The 16,269-nt window shown below is 70.6% G+C and carries 9 protein-coding genes and 2 pseudogenes; 9 read left to right on the top strand and 2 right to left on the bottom strand.

Going from position 1 to position 16,269, the window contains the following annotated elements:
- Nucleotides 1-661 precede the first annotated feature (661 nt).
- From M8J74_RS33285 to M8J74_RS33270, 4 genes and pseudogenes are all read left to right on the top strand, one after another.
- Entirely contained in the window at nt 662-1,702 is a 1,041-nt protein-coding gene (locus tag M8J74_RS33285; protein ID WP_249839997.1) for a LacI family DNA-binding transcriptional regulator, read from the top strand.
- Between the two features lie 266 nt (nt 1,703-1,968).
- On the top strand, nt 1,969-3,486 hold the full coding sequence (locus M8J74_RS33280) for a tetratricopeptide repeat protein (protein ID WP_249839996.1): 1,518 nt from the start codon (nt 1,969-1,971) through the stop codon (nt 3,484-3,486).
- Nucleotides 3,429-4,370, top strand: a complete 942-nt coding sequence (locus tag M8J74_RS33275) for a serine/threonine-protein kinase (protein WP_249839995.1) — start codon at nt 3,429-3,431, stop codon at nt 4,368-4,370. The genes M8J74_RS33280 and M8J74_RS33275 overlap by 58 nt, the downstream gene beginning before the upstream one ends.
- A gap of 182 nt (nt 4,371-4,552) precedes the next feature.
- A pseudogene (locus M8J74_RS33270) lies at nt 4,553-6,085 on the top strand (ISL3 family transposase).
- 256 nt (nt 6,086-6,341) lie between these two features.
- Here M8J74_RS33270 and M8J74_RS44880 read toward each other — a convergent pair.
- Nucleotides 6,342-6,765: pseudogene (locus M8J74_RS44880) on the bottom strand (TerD family protein).
- A gap of 386 nt (nt 6,766-7,151) precedes the next feature.
- On the opposite strand from M8J74_RS44880, the gene M8J74_RS33260 reads away from it, so the two are divergent.
- Entirely contained in the window at nt 7,152-8,171 is a 1,020-nt protein-coding gene (locus tag M8J74_RS33260) for a trypsin-like serine peptidase (RefSeq protein WP_249839994.1), read from the top strand.
- The gene (locus tag M8J74_RS33255; RefSeq protein ID WP_249839993.1) at nt 8,168-10,510 is read left to right on the top strand and encodes a TCP-1/cpn60 chaperonin family protein; all 2,343 of its coding nucleotides are present in this window, start codon (nt 8,168-8,170) and stop codon (nt 10,508-10,510) included. The genes M8J74_RS33260 and M8J74_RS33255 overlap by 4 nt, the downstream gene beginning before the upstream one ends.
- An 11-nt stretch (nt 10,511-10,521) precedes the next feature.
- On the opposite strand, the gene M8J74_RS33250 is transcribed toward M8J74_RS33255, so the two are convergent.
- A complete protein-coding gene (locus tag M8J74_RS33250) occupies nt 10,522-12,690 on the bottom strand; it encodes a hypothetical protein (protein ID WP_249839992.1) in 2,169 nt (722 codons plus the stop codon).
- Nucleotides 12,691-13,174: 484 nt separating this feature from the next.
- Between M8J74_RS33250 and M8J74_RS44650 the strand changes: the two genes are divergently transcribed.
- From M8J74_RS44650 to M8J74_RS33235, 3 genes are all read left to right on the top strand, one after another.
- Nucleotides 13,175-13,930, top strand: coding sequence for a trypsin-like serine peptidase (locus M8J74_RS44650; protein WP_308406147.1), 756 nt, complete (start codon nt 13,175-13,177; stop codon nt 13,928-13,930).
- A gap of 536 nt (nt 13,931-14,466) precedes the next feature.
- A complete protein-coding gene (locus M8J74_RS33240) occupies nt 14,467-15,615 on the top strand; it encodes a macro domain-containing protein (protein WP_249839990.1) in 1,149 nt (382 codons plus the stop codon).
- Nucleotides 15,612-16,268 carry a hypothetical protein gene (locus M8J74_RS33235; protein ID WP_249839989.1) on the top strand — a complete coding sequence of 219 codons (657 nt, stop codon included), beginning with the start codon at nt 15,612-15,614 and terminating at the stop codon, nt 16,266-16,268. The genes M8J74_RS33240 and M8J74_RS33235 overlap by 4 nt, the downstream gene beginning before the upstream one ends.
- Nucleotide 16,269: the final 1 nt, after the last annotated feature.

The following is a 16,269-nucleotide window of genomic DNA, read 5'->3' as shown; positions in this document are numbered from 1 at the left end:
CTCCCCCGGCCCGAGCCGGAAACTGACACGCACTGAAAAAGACGCTGCCCAGGCCAGGTCGAACAGGACAGTCAAGACCGCTTCGACTCCCCCGAGGCTGAGGTGGTGCAAGTGCACGCGGTAGGTGGCGCAGTTGCCGGCGGCGAGTCGGCACCGGCTTGGACCTCGGCAATTCATATTCACCCTGCCGCGCCAAGCTGATCAGCTTGCCGGGCTGGGATACTGGCCCTGAGGCGGCAGGCGTTTGCCTGAGCCGTCATGCCGGCTTGATCAGCACTGGCTCTCCCATCGCTGTCAGGCACTCTGGCACAGCGCCGGCAAGAGTTTGTCGCCTGCGAAGGGCTGCTCGGCCGTGAGGCCGGTGAGGAACGGCCGACCTCGGTCAGGACCTTGGTGCGCTCGTCCGGTGCGTCGACGATGGCCTCGCCTGCTGCGGCTCGAAGGCGCGCACCTGGCTGTTGGGGCCGGTCCAGATCAGAGCCCGGGTGACTTCGGGGAGTTGGAAGCTGAGGGCGTCGCACCGTTGTGTCGCATGAGGTGTACCAGGTCGACGGTCCGTCGAGCCTGCCGGTCCCGTGGAGTTCGGGCCCCGCCGAGCCCCCGGAGGCCCGTCGTTCGAGAGAATGTGATCTGTTCGGAGACGGCGACGTGGGAGACGGCTATGGCGGACGACAGCGGTCCGGTGACACTGCGCGGGATCGCGGACCGGCTCGGACTGCACGTCTCGACGGTCTCCCGGGTCCTCAACGGCCCGTCCGGGGGGCAGGGCCGCGCCGCGTCGGGCGAGACGGCGCGGCGGATCCGGGAACTAGCCGACGAACTCGGTTACCGGCCCAACCCGTACGCCACAAGTCTGCGCACCCGGCGCAGCAACCTGGTCGGTGTGCTGTTTCCCCGGCTGTCGGAGATCGTGGTGGCCACCATCTACGAGGGCGTGGAGGAGGAGGCGACCCTTCGGGGACTGTCCACCTTCGTCACCAACACCCATGACGATCCCGCCACCCAGCGCGAGCGGATCGGCATGGTCCTCGGGCGCCGGGTGGACGGTCTCGTCATCGGCGACGCGCACCTGGACGGGGCCGTCCTCGCCGACCCCGCCCTGGCCGGCACGCCCTTCGTGCTGGTCAACCGCCGCACGGACACCGGCCTTCCGGCGGTCACCTGCGACGACCCGCTGGGCGGCAGGCTCGTGGCCGAGCACTTCCTGGCCCTCGGCCACCACCGGGTGGCCGTCGTCGCCGGTGAACCCTTCGCCAGCACCGGCACCGACCGCACCACCGGCTTCACCGACCGCTACCGCGAGGCGGGCCTGCCGCTGCCTGCCCACCGGGTGCGGCACTGCCGCTTCGACACCGCAGGCGGGCACCAGGCCGCCGTCGAACTGTTGAGCCTCCCCGACCGTCCCACCGCGATCTTCGCCGTCAACGACCTTGCCGCGCTGGGCGCCATGGGCGCTGCCCGTGACCTGGGCCTGCGGCTGGGTGAGGACCTCGCGCTGGCCGGGTTCAACGACACCCCGCTCGCCGCCGAACTGCCCGTCCCGCTCACCAGCGTGCATTCCCCGATGGCCGAACAGGGGCGCCGTGCCGTACGGCTGCTCCTGCGCCGTATCGCGGGCGAGCCCGTCGCCTCGGAGGCGCTCACACCCGAACTCGTGGTGCGGACCTCCACCGGCACACCGATCGGCCCGAGCCTGCGGTGAGCGACGCGGCGTAACTCTGCCTCGTCGACTGCCGACGCGGCGTAACTCGACTTGTGCAGCCGCCGGTTGGTATTCAGCGGAACTTCATGGGCAAGGTTGCCCAAACGATTGGCGCAATCGTTTGGGTTGCGCATACTGGCTACTTGGCGCACGTCCGGATCCGGTGTTGGGGGGACTCGATGAGGTGGTTGGGCAGAGGGCGCGGAACGCCGTCGAGTCGTCGCGCGCTCGTCGAGGCGCTGCGTGAGGGCGGCGAGGCGGCTGAGTTGACCGGCCGCCAGGGTGACGCGCGCCGGGCCGCCGAGCGGTACGGGGAACTCGTCGCGCGGGCGGAGGACGTGCTGGGACCGCAGAACCGGCAAACCTTGGTGCTACGACACCAACTCGCCCACTGGATGGGCGAGTCGGGTCGGCCCGAGGCCGCGGTTCAGCTGTTCGTACGTCTGTTGGCCGACCGGGAGCGGATCCAGGGACCACGCCACCGGGACACCGAACTGGCCCGGCACCAACTCGCCCACTGGCACGGCCGGTCGGGCCGGCCGGAGGAGGCCGTGCGCCGCTACGAGGCGATGCGCCGGGCCGCCGAGCGGGAGAACCGCACCGAGACCGCCCTCACCCTGCTGTGCGAGGTGGGCTACTGGCAGCAGAAGAGCGGCGACAACGCGGCCGCGCTGCGCGCGTTCTCCCAGATGCTGGTGACCGCCCAGCAGAACTTCGGCCCCACCCACCAGCTGGTCAGCATCGCCCGCCAGCGCTACGTCGAGGTCGCGGGCGTCCTGCCCTTCGGCAACGAGGGCGGCGAGGAAGGACTGCGGGACTTCTTCGCGACGGCCGCCGCGGTCGAAGCCGCCGGGGACTTCGCGCGCGCCGGCCGGATGTACGGGCAGATAGCCGTACGGGCCGAGGAGCTCCACGGCCCGGCCGGTTCCGAGGTCCTCTCCGCGCTCGTCGCGCAGGCGAAAGCGGCGGTGCGGGCGGAGGACCACGCGAGGGCCGTCAGGTGCTTCGACAAGGTGCTCGCGTGCCTGGAACTCCAGGGCCAGTTGCCGGGATCGCCGGTGTACGACACCTTGCGCGGGCAGCGCGACGGGCTGGCCCGGGTGGCCGGCCGCACCGTAGTGCGCGTCGCGCAGCGGACCGCGACGCTGCTGGCGGAGACGGTGCAGACGGCGCCGGACACGGCGTGCGCGGTGCTCGCGCGCGCGGCCGGCGCGGCCGTCGCGAACCGCCTCGCGGTCGTGAACGACATCGCGGACGAACCGGCGTGGCGCTCCTGGACGGCGGAGCAGTGGAAGGACGTGCTGCGGGGCCTGACCGAGCAGGGGTACGAGGTGGCGGCCCTGTGCTTCGCCCGCGACGACCTGCGGCCGACGCCCCAAGAGGCCTCCGTGTGCGCGGGGTTGGGACTGCCGGGCGTCTTCGTGTCCCGCATGAGCGACGAGAACGTGCAGATCCAGGCGTACGGGTTCGAGGACGGCGGCCCGGAGTCGGCGCGGACGGAGCAGGCGGCGGCGTTCGTCGTGGTGGAGGACGAGCAGGCGGAGCGGACGGCCACGAATGAGGAAGGTCCGCGCGAGCGGGCGTCGGTCGCGCAGGACGGCCGGATCGCGTTCCACCCGCAGGCGGCCGCCATCGGCAGCTGGCGGGAGATGGAGCGGGCGCGGCCCGCTGCCGGGGCGGGCGGGGCGGACCAGCCGACGGCCTTTGGTTCGTACGAGGTCCTGGAGTGCTCGGCGAGGGCGGTTTCGGACGGGTCTACCTGTGCCAGGACGCCGAAGGGCTGATGGTCGCCGTCAAGACGCTGCACGCGCACCTCGCGGCGGCTCCCCCGATCAAGCGGGGCTTCGCCCACGAGGTGCGGGCGGCCCAGCGGGTCGACGGAAGGTTCACCGTGCCGGTGATCGCGGCGGACACGGACGGTGCGACCCCGTGGATGGCGGTGCCGTACGTGGCCGCCCCCTCGCTGCAGGAACTCGTCGAGCACTGCGGCCGGTTGGAGCCCGGCCTGGTGCGCTCGCTGGGGGCGGGCATCGCCGTCGCCCTGAGCGCCATCCACGCCCAGGGCATCGTGCACCTCGATCTCAAGCCTGCCAACGTGCTGCTGACCGAGGACGGACCGCGCGTCATCGACTTCGGCATCGCCCAGATCGAACGGCTCACCGAGCCACGGCGCGGCTTCGCTGGCACGTACGCGTACGCCTCGCCCGAGCAGTTGCGCGAACAGGCCGCCTTCACCCCCGCGAGCGACGTCTTCTCCCTGGGGACCGTCCTCGCCCGCCTGGCCCTGGGGCGCAGCCCCTGGGGCCGGGACACGCCGTCCGTGGTCGCCCGTATCCGGGCCGGTTCCCCCGATCTCGCCGGGCTGCCGAAGGAGCTCGCGGAGCTGGTCCGCCGGTGTATGCACCCCGACCCGGAGCGGCGGCCGACGGCGGATGAGGTGGCCGAGGTGCTGGTGCCCGGCGCCGGTGCGGGCAGGCTCGATCCGCCGTCGCTGCCCGAGCGGGCGCGGACCCTGGTCGCCGAGCACGCCACCATGCCCACCACCCGCCGGGCAAGAACCCAGGCCCTTACCCGGCCCCACATCCCACCCGTCCCCATGGTCCCTGCCCCGACCCTGGCCACGGCCGCCGACACCACCGTCACAGCCCCAGACGCACCGATGACGTAGATCGTGGTGTTCGCGGCGTTGATGTTGCCGCAGACGATGTTCGCCTTGCCGTTGACCTTGAAGTTGCTGCCCGACCCCGACGTAGTCAGCTTGCCGCCCTCGACCGTCGTGAAGGAGCCGTTAGATTGGCCCTGTCCCACATTCGGTGGTGACGGAGAGCGCTGGTTCATCGTGGACGTGATGTGCGGAACGTCAACGATCTTGTAGATGTGGTGTTTTCGGGGCTCGCGCCGCTGGTCATCGAGGACGTGACGGATGAGGGCGAGCAGATTTCGGTGCGTGCGCGGACCCCTGAGAGCCCGGTGCCGTGTCCGGGTTGCGGGGCACCGTCCGGGCGGGTGCATGGTTTTCATCTGCGGACGGTGGCCGACGTGTCGGTGGACGGGCGGCGGGTGGTGGTCCGCGTGCGGGTGCGGCGTCTGGTGTGTCCCACGCGTGGCTGCCGGCATACCTTCCGCGAGCAGGTGCCCGGGGTGTTGGAGCGATATCAGCGCCGCACCGCACGGCTGACCAGGCAAGTCAAGGCCGTGGTCGAGGAGTTAGCGGGCCGGGCGGGTCCCGTTTGCTGGAGCGATGCTCGCGATGGGACTGTCGCGTCACGCTGCCCTGCGCACCTTGTTGCGCATCGCTCTGCCCACCAGGCAGGTGCCGCGCGTGATCGGGGTCGACGACTTCGCCCTGCGCAGGCGCCACCGCTATGCCACCGTGGTGATCGACGCCGAGACCCACGAACGGATCGACGTTCTTGCCGACCGCACGGCCGACACCCTGGAGGTGTGCCTGCGCGAGCATCCGGGCGTCGAGATCGTGTGCCGGGACGGCTCGGCGACGTACGCCGAGGCCATCCGCCGCGCGCTGCCTGATGCGGTGCAGGTTGGCGATCGCTGGCATTTATGGAAAAACCTGAAGCGGCCCTGAGCGAAGTGAAAGCCCACAGCACCTGTTGGGCGACCGTACTGGACGTACCCCTCTATGACGGGCCCCGCGCACAGACCACCCTGGAACGGTGGCACCAGGTTCACGGTCTGCTCGACCAGGGTGTGGGCCTGCTCGAATGCGGCCGCCGCCTGCAACTGGCCCTGAACACCGTCAAACGCTACGCCCGCGCCGATCATCCCTAGCGCATGCTCCGCGTCCCCAAATACCGCGCCAGCCTGGTCGATCCCTACCGCGAACACCTTCGCAAACGCCGCGCCGAGGACCCCGCCGTCCCCGTCCTGCACCTCTTCGAAGAGATCAAATCCCTCGGTTTCACCGGCTGCCTCAACCTCCTGCACAAGTACATCAACCAAGGCCGCGCCGACGCCGACCGCAGCCAAATCTCCGCACGGCGGCTCGCCCGGATGCTGCTCACCAGACCCGACAACCTCAAGGCTGAGCAACGACAGCTGCTGGACCGCCTCACCGCGGCCTGCCCCGAAATGACTCAACTGGCAGTCTCTATCCCGGCTTTCGCCCAGCTCCTGAAGCCTCAGCCAGCAAATGTAGACGCGCTCGAGCTCTGGATCACCCAGATCCGCGCAGCCGATCTGCCGCACCTGCACGCCTTCACCCGGGGGCTGGAGCGAGACCTCGACGCCGTGATCGCCGCGTTCACGCTCCGCTACAGCAACGGACCCACCGAGGACGTGAACACCACGACCAAGCGGATCGCCCGCCAGATGCACGGGCGAGCAGGCTTCACTCTCCTCCGCCACCGCATCCTCCTCGGATAGCGACACCCTCCGTCACCACCGAATGTGAGACAGGGCCGTTGATTGGACAGTCCCGATACCCGCTTCGAACGTTGAGAGACGGGCGGCTGGATCCGTGCTCGGCCCCTGCGCCGCCACACCCCGTAAGCCCGTCCGGACCTGGCCACGCCACACCGCACCGTCGGACAAGGCTGTACCTGGCGGACACCCCGCCGTCGCCTATCAGCCGTGGCGGGGCCTGCGTCAGGATCGCTGCAGCGCCTTCAGGACCGCGGGCTCAGCCCGTGATGTCGACGCCGAAGGAGCGCGCGGTGCTCGCCAGGTCGTGGTCATAGCCCTGGCCTACGGCCCGAATACGCCAGAGAGGGCCGCGGCGGTAGATCTCAGCCATCACCAGGCTGCGCTCCGTGGTGGCCGCATCCAGCGTGGCCTGGGCCACGGCCTGTTCTCCGGAGGCAGGCACCACCATGATCTCAATGGCTCCGACATCTGCGAACGTGCCGGCTCCGTCCAGGGCGGCCGCGACAACGACCTTGTGCGCAGCAGCCGGCAACGCGCTCAGCTCGACGACGATGGCTTGCTCCTTCGGGGCCCTCAGTCACCAACTGGACCACGCTGCCGGGGCTTTGTGGGGCGCCGTAGAAGACGCAGTCCTCATCGCAGGAGACCTGTTCGTCCTCGTCGACGATGAAGGCGACCACGTCCACCTCCTTGTTGACCTGGTGGGCCCACGCCGCGCTCACCCGCCAACCCTGCGGGCCTTCTTGCAGGGCGGGGAGGTCGCCGACACCGGTTCCGTCGGCGGTGCGTTCGTAGCTCTTTTCGGTTTCTTTGCCCAGTTGGTGTAGTCGTAGGAGATCGACGACGGCAGGGCAGCGGATGGGAAGACTGCGGCGCGGCCGCCGACCAGCTTGATCCCGGGACACGCGATCGCCGGATACTTCCGGCCCCAAGCTGCGGCGAACTCGGCGAACCGGTCCAGGGCGGCTTCTTCGGTGTGCCGACGTGCCCTCTCATGTCGCTGCGTGTCCGGTGCGTCACCCAGTAGCGTGTCGGTCCCAGCAGTACCGAACTGACGGGGGCAGATATGGAGTACACGCAGATCTTCGCCGACCGCGAGGTGCGGGAGGAGTTCCTCGACCGCTTCGAGGAGATCAGGGATGCGGTCGCGACGTCGTCGGAGGGTCTGGAGAGCGTCGGCGCTCTGGAAGGTCTCCTGGATGTCGACCGGGCCGCTGATGCCGTCAAGGCGATGGCTGAGGGGACTTGGCGGGGCGATGAGAGCGGGTTGGAGGCCATCGTCAGGCAGTTCGGCAGGCCGGTCTACCTGGTGCGGCGCAACACCTTCGCCACCGTGGCCGACGCCCCCGACCACACGGCCGAGAGTCTCGTGGTCGCCACCAGGGTGAAGGCCGCTCGTCGCCGCCTTGAGGGCGTCATTCCCAGTGTGGGACGGGTCGATCTGCGCAACCACGACCTGGAGTGGGTGGGAACTGCATGGGTGGTGGCCGAGGGGCTCGCGGTCACCAACCGCCATGTGGCGGAGAAGTTCGCGAAGAGGGGTCGCGGCGGCTTCCGGTTCCGTGCGAACCCCCTGGCACAGGTGCATGCCTACATCGACTGGCGTCACGAGCACGGCCGGACGCAGGAATCACGGTTCAAGGTGACAGAGGTGGTCTGGATCGAGCCGGACTCCTCTCCCTGTGACGCCGCTTTGCTCAGGCTAGCCCCGACCGGTGAGGACGGGGAGTCCCCGCCGCCGCCGATCGAGCTGGCCCAGGGCAAGGACGAGCTCACCGTGGGCCGTTGGGTGGGAGTGATCGGCTACCCCTACATCGGAAAGTACGACGACCCGGAGGACCGCAAGCGCATCTTCAACGGCATCTTCGAGTGCAAGCGGCTCGCTCCGGGGCAGGTCATCTCTTTCGACGGCAGCAGGTGGTTCCATCACGACGCGACAACACTCGGCGGCAACTCCGGGTCCGTCGTCGTCGACCTGGACACCGGCCGGGCGCTCGGCCTTCATTTCCAGGGGATTCCGGGGAAACGCAACTACGCCGTACCCGCTGCGGACGTCGCGCGTCTCGTCCGACGGCACGCCTCGTGACGACGGAGACTCCGGATTCGGGTTCCGAACTGCAGGCGGCCACCAATCCCCGCGCCGGCATGCACTCGACCCAGGAGATCAGGGCGAGAGCCACCGAGGCCGAGTCACGGGTCGCCCGTCTGGAGCGCGGTGGCAGCCAGGTGGCCACCGGTTTCCTGGTCGGGCCCGCGCTGCTGCTCACCGCGGGACACGCGGTGAGGTTGTCACGCGGCATGTCCGGGGCCGGACCCGTGGCCGGGATGGTGGCTGTGTTCCCCTCGTACCACGACCCGGGACACACCTCCGCGCAGGACGCTGTGCGGATTCCCCTCATCGCACTTCTCGACTCCAGCCCGCCCGCGCCGGAGGACCCGGTGCCACCCGGTATGAAGACCGACGAGGACGGCCTGGACTTCGCCTTCGTACGCCTGGCCGCGCATCCCCCCGATCTGGTCGAGCCGAACGGCCTTCTGCGCCCCAGGGGCTACTACAAGCTGTCCGAGGAGGACTACGTCTTCGGCAGCCCGCTGCATCTCTTCCACCACCCCCTGCGGCAGCTGCTGGACCACAGCAACACCGGGGACGTCCTGTACCCCGGCGCGCATCGTGTCCGGTACAAAGGCGCGAACACTCTGCAGGGCTCGTCGGGCGGTCCCCTCGTCACCGACGGCGGCCTGCTGGTGGCCATGCACCACGGTCATCACGGCGGCATGAACCTGAACCAGGCAATCCCCACCTCTCTCATCGCCTCCCGGATCCTTTCGGGACCCCACGCCGAGCTGCTGCGCGACGCCCTCGCCCGCCCCCTGCCGCACATCCGGACTCCGGAGACCCCGGTGCCATGGAGGAGCGGGATCGGCACGACACCGGGCGACGGCGCCCGGGCCGTCGGAGCCGCCATGAGCGCTCTTCTCGGCTCCCGTTCGTTTGGCACCACGGTGCTGGACCCGGACGGCCGGCCCGTCAGTGTGACCGACGCCCGGCAGGTGGCCGCTTGCTTTCGGACCGCCGATCCCCGAGCGGTGCTCGGCATCAATCCGGTCGTCGAGGCCGCCCGCGCGATGGACGCGGCGTCCGGGGACGGGGCGCTGCTCGCGGCGGTCCTCGCCGCAGCTCTGGTCGGGGAGGCGAACGACCAACGGGCCAGGGGCAGCGGATTGTGTGAGTTGTTCCGAGAATGCGCCGAGGCGCTCGACCTGGCCCGCGCCGTCCTGGTCGACATGGCGGCGCCGTGTTCCCGTCCGGACGCGGTGGTCCGCGGTGCGACGACGGACCCGCAGGTGGCCGAGGCGGTCTCGGCCGCGGCACTGCTCGCGGGCCCCTACGGCGTACTGATCTGCGAACCCGGCGTGACCCGCACCATCGAGGGACCGGTCGTACGCCAAGGCCTGCGCGTGCCCGCCGGGTACGCCCTCCCGTACGCCGCCGATGCCCCCGGAACCGATGCATGGACCCGCAGGACCCGGCTCGTGAAGCCGTACGTGCTGCTGCTCGACTCGGTGACCGGGGACGGCGAGGCCTTCCGCAGGCTGCGCGACCGCCTCGCCAGGAAGGGAAGACCGCTCCTGGTGCTCACCACCGCCGACGGCTCCGATCTGCGCAGCGGCCTGCTGCGGTCCCTGTGCGATCCGGCGGACGGACCGGTACCGACAGTGGTCCGTGTTCCCGCCGCGCGGCAAGGGCACCAGCGGCTGCGGTCCCTGGCCGTGCTGACCGGCGCCACGGCGCTGACGGAGAGTTCCCGCCTGCTCCCGGGCACCGCCTGGTTCGACGTCCTGGGCCAGGCGGACCTGGCGGTGGTCTCCGCGTCGGAGACGGTGCTGATGGGCGGCGCCCACGATCCGCGCATGCTGGACCGGTGGATCGCTTCCACCCGCGCGCTCATGGACCGGGCGGCCTCCGAAAGCGAACGGTCGGCGCTGGAGGAACAGATCGACTGGCTGACCTCCCGTGCCGTCTCCTTGGCCGTCGGCGGGGATACGCAGGCGGAGATCGCTGCCCGCACCGAGGCCGCCCAACGCGCTGCGCACACGTCCCAGGCCGCGTTGCGGTGCGGCACCGTGCCCGGCGGCGGTCTGGCGCTGCTGCGCGCCCGGGCCGCCCTCCCGGACGGCACCGGGAATCCCGGGACCCACGTGGTGCGCACGGCGCTGGCAGCACCGTTCCGCGCGCTGGCGACAACGGCCGGCCTGACACCGGACGATGTCGAACGATGGTGCGCCGTCGGCGATCCGGACGCGCTCCGCCGTCAGGCGTCGACCGGCCTGTTCGCGGACCTGCCGGAGGACGCCGCCGAAATCGTGCTGCTCGCGCTCGACACGGCGAAAGCCGCACTGACCGGCTTCCTCGGCGGCTCCTGACGCCCTGCCGGCTAAGACCGTGCACCAGTGTCGGCGGGTGCCATGCCCAGGTGCTCCTGTACGTCCTTGTGACGGAACTGGTAGACGCCTCCCACCTGCCGCAGCACCGACACCTTGTGGGCGTGTTCCAGGAATGCCATGAGGTCGCGTGGAAGATCACCCCGGAGCCATAGCCAGGAGCGCGCGACGACATACCGGGGCCAGGGACGGACGGCGATGGGCACCCACAGGACCAGGGCCATGAGGAGCACGCTGCCCTCGGCTATTTGCCCGCGGCCGGTCGAGGAGTTCGCCATGATCCATCCCATGCCGAGCCCGGCCAACCCGGCGATCATCAGAGCCCATCCGGCGACGAGCCTCCGGTCCCCGCGCAGCAAGATCCGAGGGGACGTGGAGTCGTCGGCCGGCGCGGGTGTCTGAAGCCAGCGAAGAAAGCCCGACACCAGCCCCAGAGCCATGCCGACAAGGGCGAACAAAAGCATGGAGGCCAGCACATAGGTGGGTCGATTCATGTGCCCGGCGTCGGATCCGCGGATGGTGCGCAGAGTCCACCAGAAGAGCAGCCCCAGGGCTGCCCCGGCGGCGAACCCCACGCCCGCTCCGCCCGCGATGCGGCGCAGGAAGCCGGTGCCGCGGCGGAACCAGCGCGGTCCGCGAACGGGCCCGCCCGCGCCGAGGAGACCGGCGGGCACGCCGACCAGCGAACCGCCGATGATGCCGATGAGCAGCCCGACGACGGGTCCGTCCGGAAACGAACCGAGGAAGCCCAGGATTCCCCCCATCGGCAGCCCGACTACGAGAGCCGTCGACGTCCGCCCGAGCCTCGGGTCCCCTGCGCGGCTGCCCGATGATGTCCCTGTCTCCGGGTTCTCCCGGCGCGGCCTCCGCGCAGTGGACCTCTTGAGCAGGAACTCGTCCAGCCACGAAGCCACCCGGTCCGGCCCCCGCCAAGAGACGAGCATCCCGGTGCCCAGCGCCGCCGTCCCCAGCTGGAACGCCGCCAGCGCGCCTTCCCCCGCGTCGACCGCGGATGCCGTAGTGATGCCCCCGGCCACGGCCGCGAGGAGCCCGAGAAGACCGCCGTAGATGCCGTGGTGGAGCGCGCCGCTCAGCTCCCACCAGGCCAGGTCGGTCCGGCCGGTGCGCTCCAGGTGGCGGGCGAGGAAGGACAGGTGCTCCCGTGCATCAGGCCAGTCGTCAGGGTTCAGACGGTGGTCGAAGAGGACACGCACCGCGTTCTCCAGGATCGCCGCCCGGACCGTGCCGGGGGCGGCACGCGCCAGCCGCCGGAACGGTGTCTCGTCGCTGACGTCCGTGTAGCCGTAGAGATCGGTGAAGAGACTCGCCGTCAGGGGCGACGTCAGTGCTGCGCCGAGGGCCGCGAGCAGCTGGGGAGTCACCTCGCGTGCCGGGCCGCCCTGCGCCGCTGCCGCTTCCGCCTGGACCGTCCATCGCCTGCCCAGTTCCGCGACGCCGGAACGGCCGGCGGGCGATACCAGCAGGGACCAGTTCGGCGGGGGCATCGGCACACCGCGCTCGTGTGCCGCGGCCACTTCGTCCTCCAGCACACCCCAGCCGTGTTCGAGACGGCCGAACAGATCCGCCCATTCCTTGTGGCTGGGGCCGCCCTCTCCGAGGCTGGCCCGCAGGTACTCCATCACATGCGGAAAGGCCAGCTCGCGTGCCTCGGTGACCGAGGCACCGTGCAGCACCGGCTCCCGGGCCAGGGCTTGCCTGTACTCCTCCGTCCGGCAGGCCAGAATCACCGGTCGCGCGGTGGCGAACTCCCTGCGGATACGGTTCAGCACTTTGCCGACGCGCTGCTCCGGGATCTCGTCGAGCCCGTCGAGACAAGGCAGCACATCGCCTCGGTGGAGAAGGTCCCTCGCGGAAGCCGCCGACCCCACCTCGGGATATTCGGCCGCCAGCCGCCCAGCCAGCCAGTCCAGCAGCCCGTGGCGTCTGGGATCGTAGGAACTCAGGGAGAACAGGACGGGCACCGCAGGCGGGGCCTCCGCGCCCTCCCCCCGAAGCCCCTGGCCGGCCAGGTCCCGTTCGCGTGTCCGGCACAGTTCGAGCAGGAACAGCAGGAGCAAGGTCGACTTTCCCGAACCCGCCGGGCCGATGATCACCAGTCGCTGGGGAACGAGAGCGGTGAACGACTCGACGAGCCCGGTCATGTCCGCCGTGGTACCGGTGAGCCCACGGGTGCGGCCATCGGTCAGCGCTGGCGGCGCGGGGGCCCACTGCGTGTGAAGCAACCGCGGTCGCTGGATGTTGGGGGTGAGGCCACGCTTGTCTGCTTCCTCGGACCACTCACGCCACACGGACGCCTGGAGCCGGTCCAGGGCCTGTGCCCGCTGGGGCCCGACGAGCACACCGCGCTTGCCCGGGCGCGAGCCACGCAGAAGCCGCAGCACGCGCCTGGCGACGATGAGGACGAAGACAACGCACAGGACGAAGAACCAGACTTTCATGTCTGCCGGTGCCTCCCGCGCTCCGCTCTGGCGCCGTGGTCCGCACGAGCACGTCCCGCACCTTACTGGCGCCACTGCGCAGTTGTCCGTCCCTCTGATCCCTTCAGGGCTGGCCGCTACGGAAGTTGCATGAGGTGTGGTAGGTCAACTCGGCCAGGGGCACTGGTCAGCCGGCCTCGGCCTCAAGATGCCGCCGGACGGCCGGCCCAGCAGCGCAAGCGTGACGGCTCGCGTCGAGCGGCCCGGTGGGCCGCTGGAGAAGGCGATCCCCAGCGTCGGCCGTATCGACCTACGCAACCACGACCTGAAATGGGTCGGCACCGGCTGGATGGTGGGTCCCCCGGCTCGTCGTGACGAACCGTCATGTCGCCGAGAAGTTCGTCCGGCAGACGCAGGCCGGAGCGGACTCGGGCTCGGGGTTCGCCTTCAAGCAGTCCTGGACGGGCAAGGCCGTACGGCCCAGCCTGGACTGGTACCAGGAGTACCAGCAGCCGGAGGAGTCCCGCTTCCGCGTCACCGAAGTCTCTGGAGCGAACCGGACCACAGGTATGACGTGGCCCTGCTGCGGATCGACGCGACCGGGGAGGACGGCGAGAGCCCGCCGCCGCCCATCGCGCTCCACACCACGGGGGCGCGCGTGAGCGGCTGGATCGCGGTGATCGGCTACCCCGGGCACGACTCGCGCGCCGACCCGGCCGACCAGCAGCGCATCTTCGACGGTGCCTACAACTGCAAGCGGCTGGCCGCAGGACAGCTCATTGGGATCGAGGGGCAGGACGTGGTCCACCACGACGCCACCACGCTGGGTGGCAACTCCGGCTCCGCCGTGATCGACCTGGACTCCGGCAACGCGGTCGCCCTCCACTTCAGAGGCGAGGCGGGGCGCAGCAACGTGGCCGTGCACGCCGCTGCGGTGGCCCGGATCGTCCGCGCGCATGGCTGAGGATGCTGCCGCCGGGCCCAGGGGACGGTCCGGCCGACTCTGCCGTATTCGCGGAGCGGAACCAGTATCAGGGCCAAGATCAGCAACAGGCCCGGCGTCTGTGGGCGAGCACGTGGTCGCGGCGGCCGACCGGTGGGAACGGGCGTGCGGGTCGCGCCCCATGCCGTTCTGCCAGCCAGTCATGTCATCGGCGCCGCTGCCCTGGGCTCGGGGAGGCTGCTGGACTCTGCGGAGGCCCGTTTCGACTTCGATACGCCCTCCGGCGCCGGACGGACCGCACCCGACAAACGCGGCGTACGGATGCCGTTGACAGCGCTGCTCGCGTCCAGCCCAGCCCCGCCGAGTCGTTCTCCGCTCCGCCGGATCGGTTCGAGTGCGCCCTCCCGCGCGTGGACGGCGGACAAGCGCCCCGCATTCCGGGCGGCTCATTCCTGGACCGGCGGCCGACTGGTCGGCATCCACCTGTGGTCAAGGGTGGGGTGCCGAGTGTGCCGAATCGGTTGTGAGCGGTGATATCAGGGTGCGATCCTGGCCGCATGCCGGAGGAGCGGACGCCTGACCACGCGTCGGTTCTTCGCGAGGTGCGGGAGGTCAGGCGCGTCGGGGTGCTACGGATGCGAGGTCTGCGGCTCCCCTCGTTGGAGGCGGCGGCGGCTCGCCTCGGACTGTTACGGACGCCGGAGGCCCGTGCGGCCGCCCTGGAACACCTGTTGAAGGTCGCCGTGGCGGCGGTGGACGGCGGGAAGCTGCGGCAGTCTGCCGCGTACAGCCTGGGACTCACCGATGACACACGTGAGATGGCGGCCGCGGAGCGGCGCCGTCGTGCCGCGGCCGTGCATCACGTCACTGTCGAGCGCTTCCGCAAGTCTCAGGAGCTCATGGCTCTGGGTGAAGTGGCCGAACAGATCGTGCGGATGTGCGACGAGGCAGGGCCTCGGCAGGGACCGGCGTACGAGGCACCGCAGGGGGTGCTTCTGCCGGCCACTCATCGCACGGTGCCGGTGGTCGTCGGTGGGCACCGGACCTCGATCCGGCTTCACGTCCACGCGGTGGACCTGCTGCGCGACGTCGACGTGGTGGTCTCGCCCGCCAACACGTTTCTGGCCCTGCCGCCCGTTTACAAAGCTTCGGTGGCGGCATCATTGCGACGCTCGGCGTCCCTGCGTAACCCCCGCGGCGATCTACTGAAGGACACGGTCCACGACGAGTTGGGAAACTGGCTGGCCCGCCGTGGCGCACCGGACCGGGCGGTGCTGCCGGGGACCGTGGTGGCAACCGGCTCCGGGGCGTTGCGCTCGGCGGGGATCCGGCGCGTCTATCACGCGGTCGTTGCCACACCTCGTCCTGGGACGAACGACTATGACGTTCAGCCGTCGGACATCACGCGTGCGGCCACCGCCGCCTTGGACCTGCTCGCCGAGGAGGCCGCTCGTTGGGAGCCGCCCTTGAAGTCGATCTGTTTCCCGTTGCTCGGTTCAGGACGCGGCGGTCTTCGGCCGGAAGTGGGCCTCGCCGCGCTGTGGGCCGCGCTCGAAGCAAGCCTGTCCCGCAGGCCGGACACCGAGGTTCACCTGGTCGTACGCCGCCTCGAACGGGCCGACCTGGTGGAGCGGCTGCTGGGCGCGGCCGGAACATCCTCTTCCCCGGACTCTCCGGCGGACGGGCGCTCCACGGAGCTGACATGACCGAAGGCCATCTGTCCGTCCTGGCCGGTGCGGCGGCGGAATGGGACCGGCTGGCGGCCACGCTGTCGGCCGAGGCCCGTACATCGCTGGCGCGTCACCTGCGGGCGTCTCGTGCCGAGTCCGGCCCGCAGGCCCGCGAGCAGGCTCTGGCTGCCGCCGCTGCTCTGCTGCGCCCGCTCCTCATGGGGGCGGGCGGGCGGCTCGGTAGTGCCCCCGTGGTTCACGGGTTCACTGCGGCCGACCTCGCGGTGCTGGTACTCGACGGGCATCGCATGGTGGGACCGGTGCTCGGTGCGGTGCGGGACCGACTGCTCGCCGAGCCCGCGCTGGACGAGGCGGAAGTCGTGGCCCGGGGCGGCGATCCGTGCGCGCCGGGGCTGATCCGCCTGCGTGGGATCGACGGCCGGAACCGGCTGCCGCTGTTCCAGTTCGAACCCGAGCCCGCCCACCGGCGCGGACACGCCCTGCGCCCCCGTGTCCGGACGGTCAACTCCGCTCTCGGCGCCGCAGACGACCCCTGGGGGGTGGCGGACTGGTGGCTGTCGCCCAACGCATGGCTCGGCGGTGCCCGTCCCGCCGCACTGCTCGGCCGGGATCACGAGGCACGCATCGACGAGGCGGCCCGCTGTCTCACCGAGCCGGAAGGAGACTGAG

Source organism: Streptomyces panaciradicis (assembly GCF_023516615.1).
Lineage (GTDB): Bacteria > Actinomycetota > Actinomycetes > Streptomycetales > Streptomycetaceae > Streptomyces > Streptomyces panaciradicis.
This window is presented reverse-complemented; position numbering and strand designations above follow the sequence as displayed.

Coding starts and splice junctions, on each gene's coding strand:
- M8J74_RS33285 (WP_249839997.1), top strand. CDS start 662: ATGGCGGACGACAGCGGTCCGGTGACACTGCGCGGGATCGCGGACCGG.
- M8J74_RS33260 (WP_249839994.1), top strand. CDS start 7,152: ATGGAGTACACGCAGATCTTCGCCGACCGCGAGGTGCGGGAGGAGTTC.
- M8J74_RS33250 (WP_249839992.1), bottom strand. CDS start 12,690: ATGACCGGGCTCGTCGAGTCGTTCACCGCTCTCGTTCCCCAGCGACTG.
- M8J74_RS44650 (WP_308406147.1), top strand. CDS start 13,175: ATGCCGCCGGACGGCCGGCCCAGCAGCGCAAGCGTGACGGCTCGCGTC.
- M8J74_RS33240 (WP_249839990.1), top strand. CDS start 14,467: ATGCCGGAGGAGCGGACGCCTGACCACGCGTCGGTTCTTCGCGAGGTG.
- M8J74_RS33235 (WP_249839989.1), top strand. CDS start 15,612: ATGACCGAAGGCCATCTGTCCGTCCTGGCCGGTGCGGCGGCGGAATGG.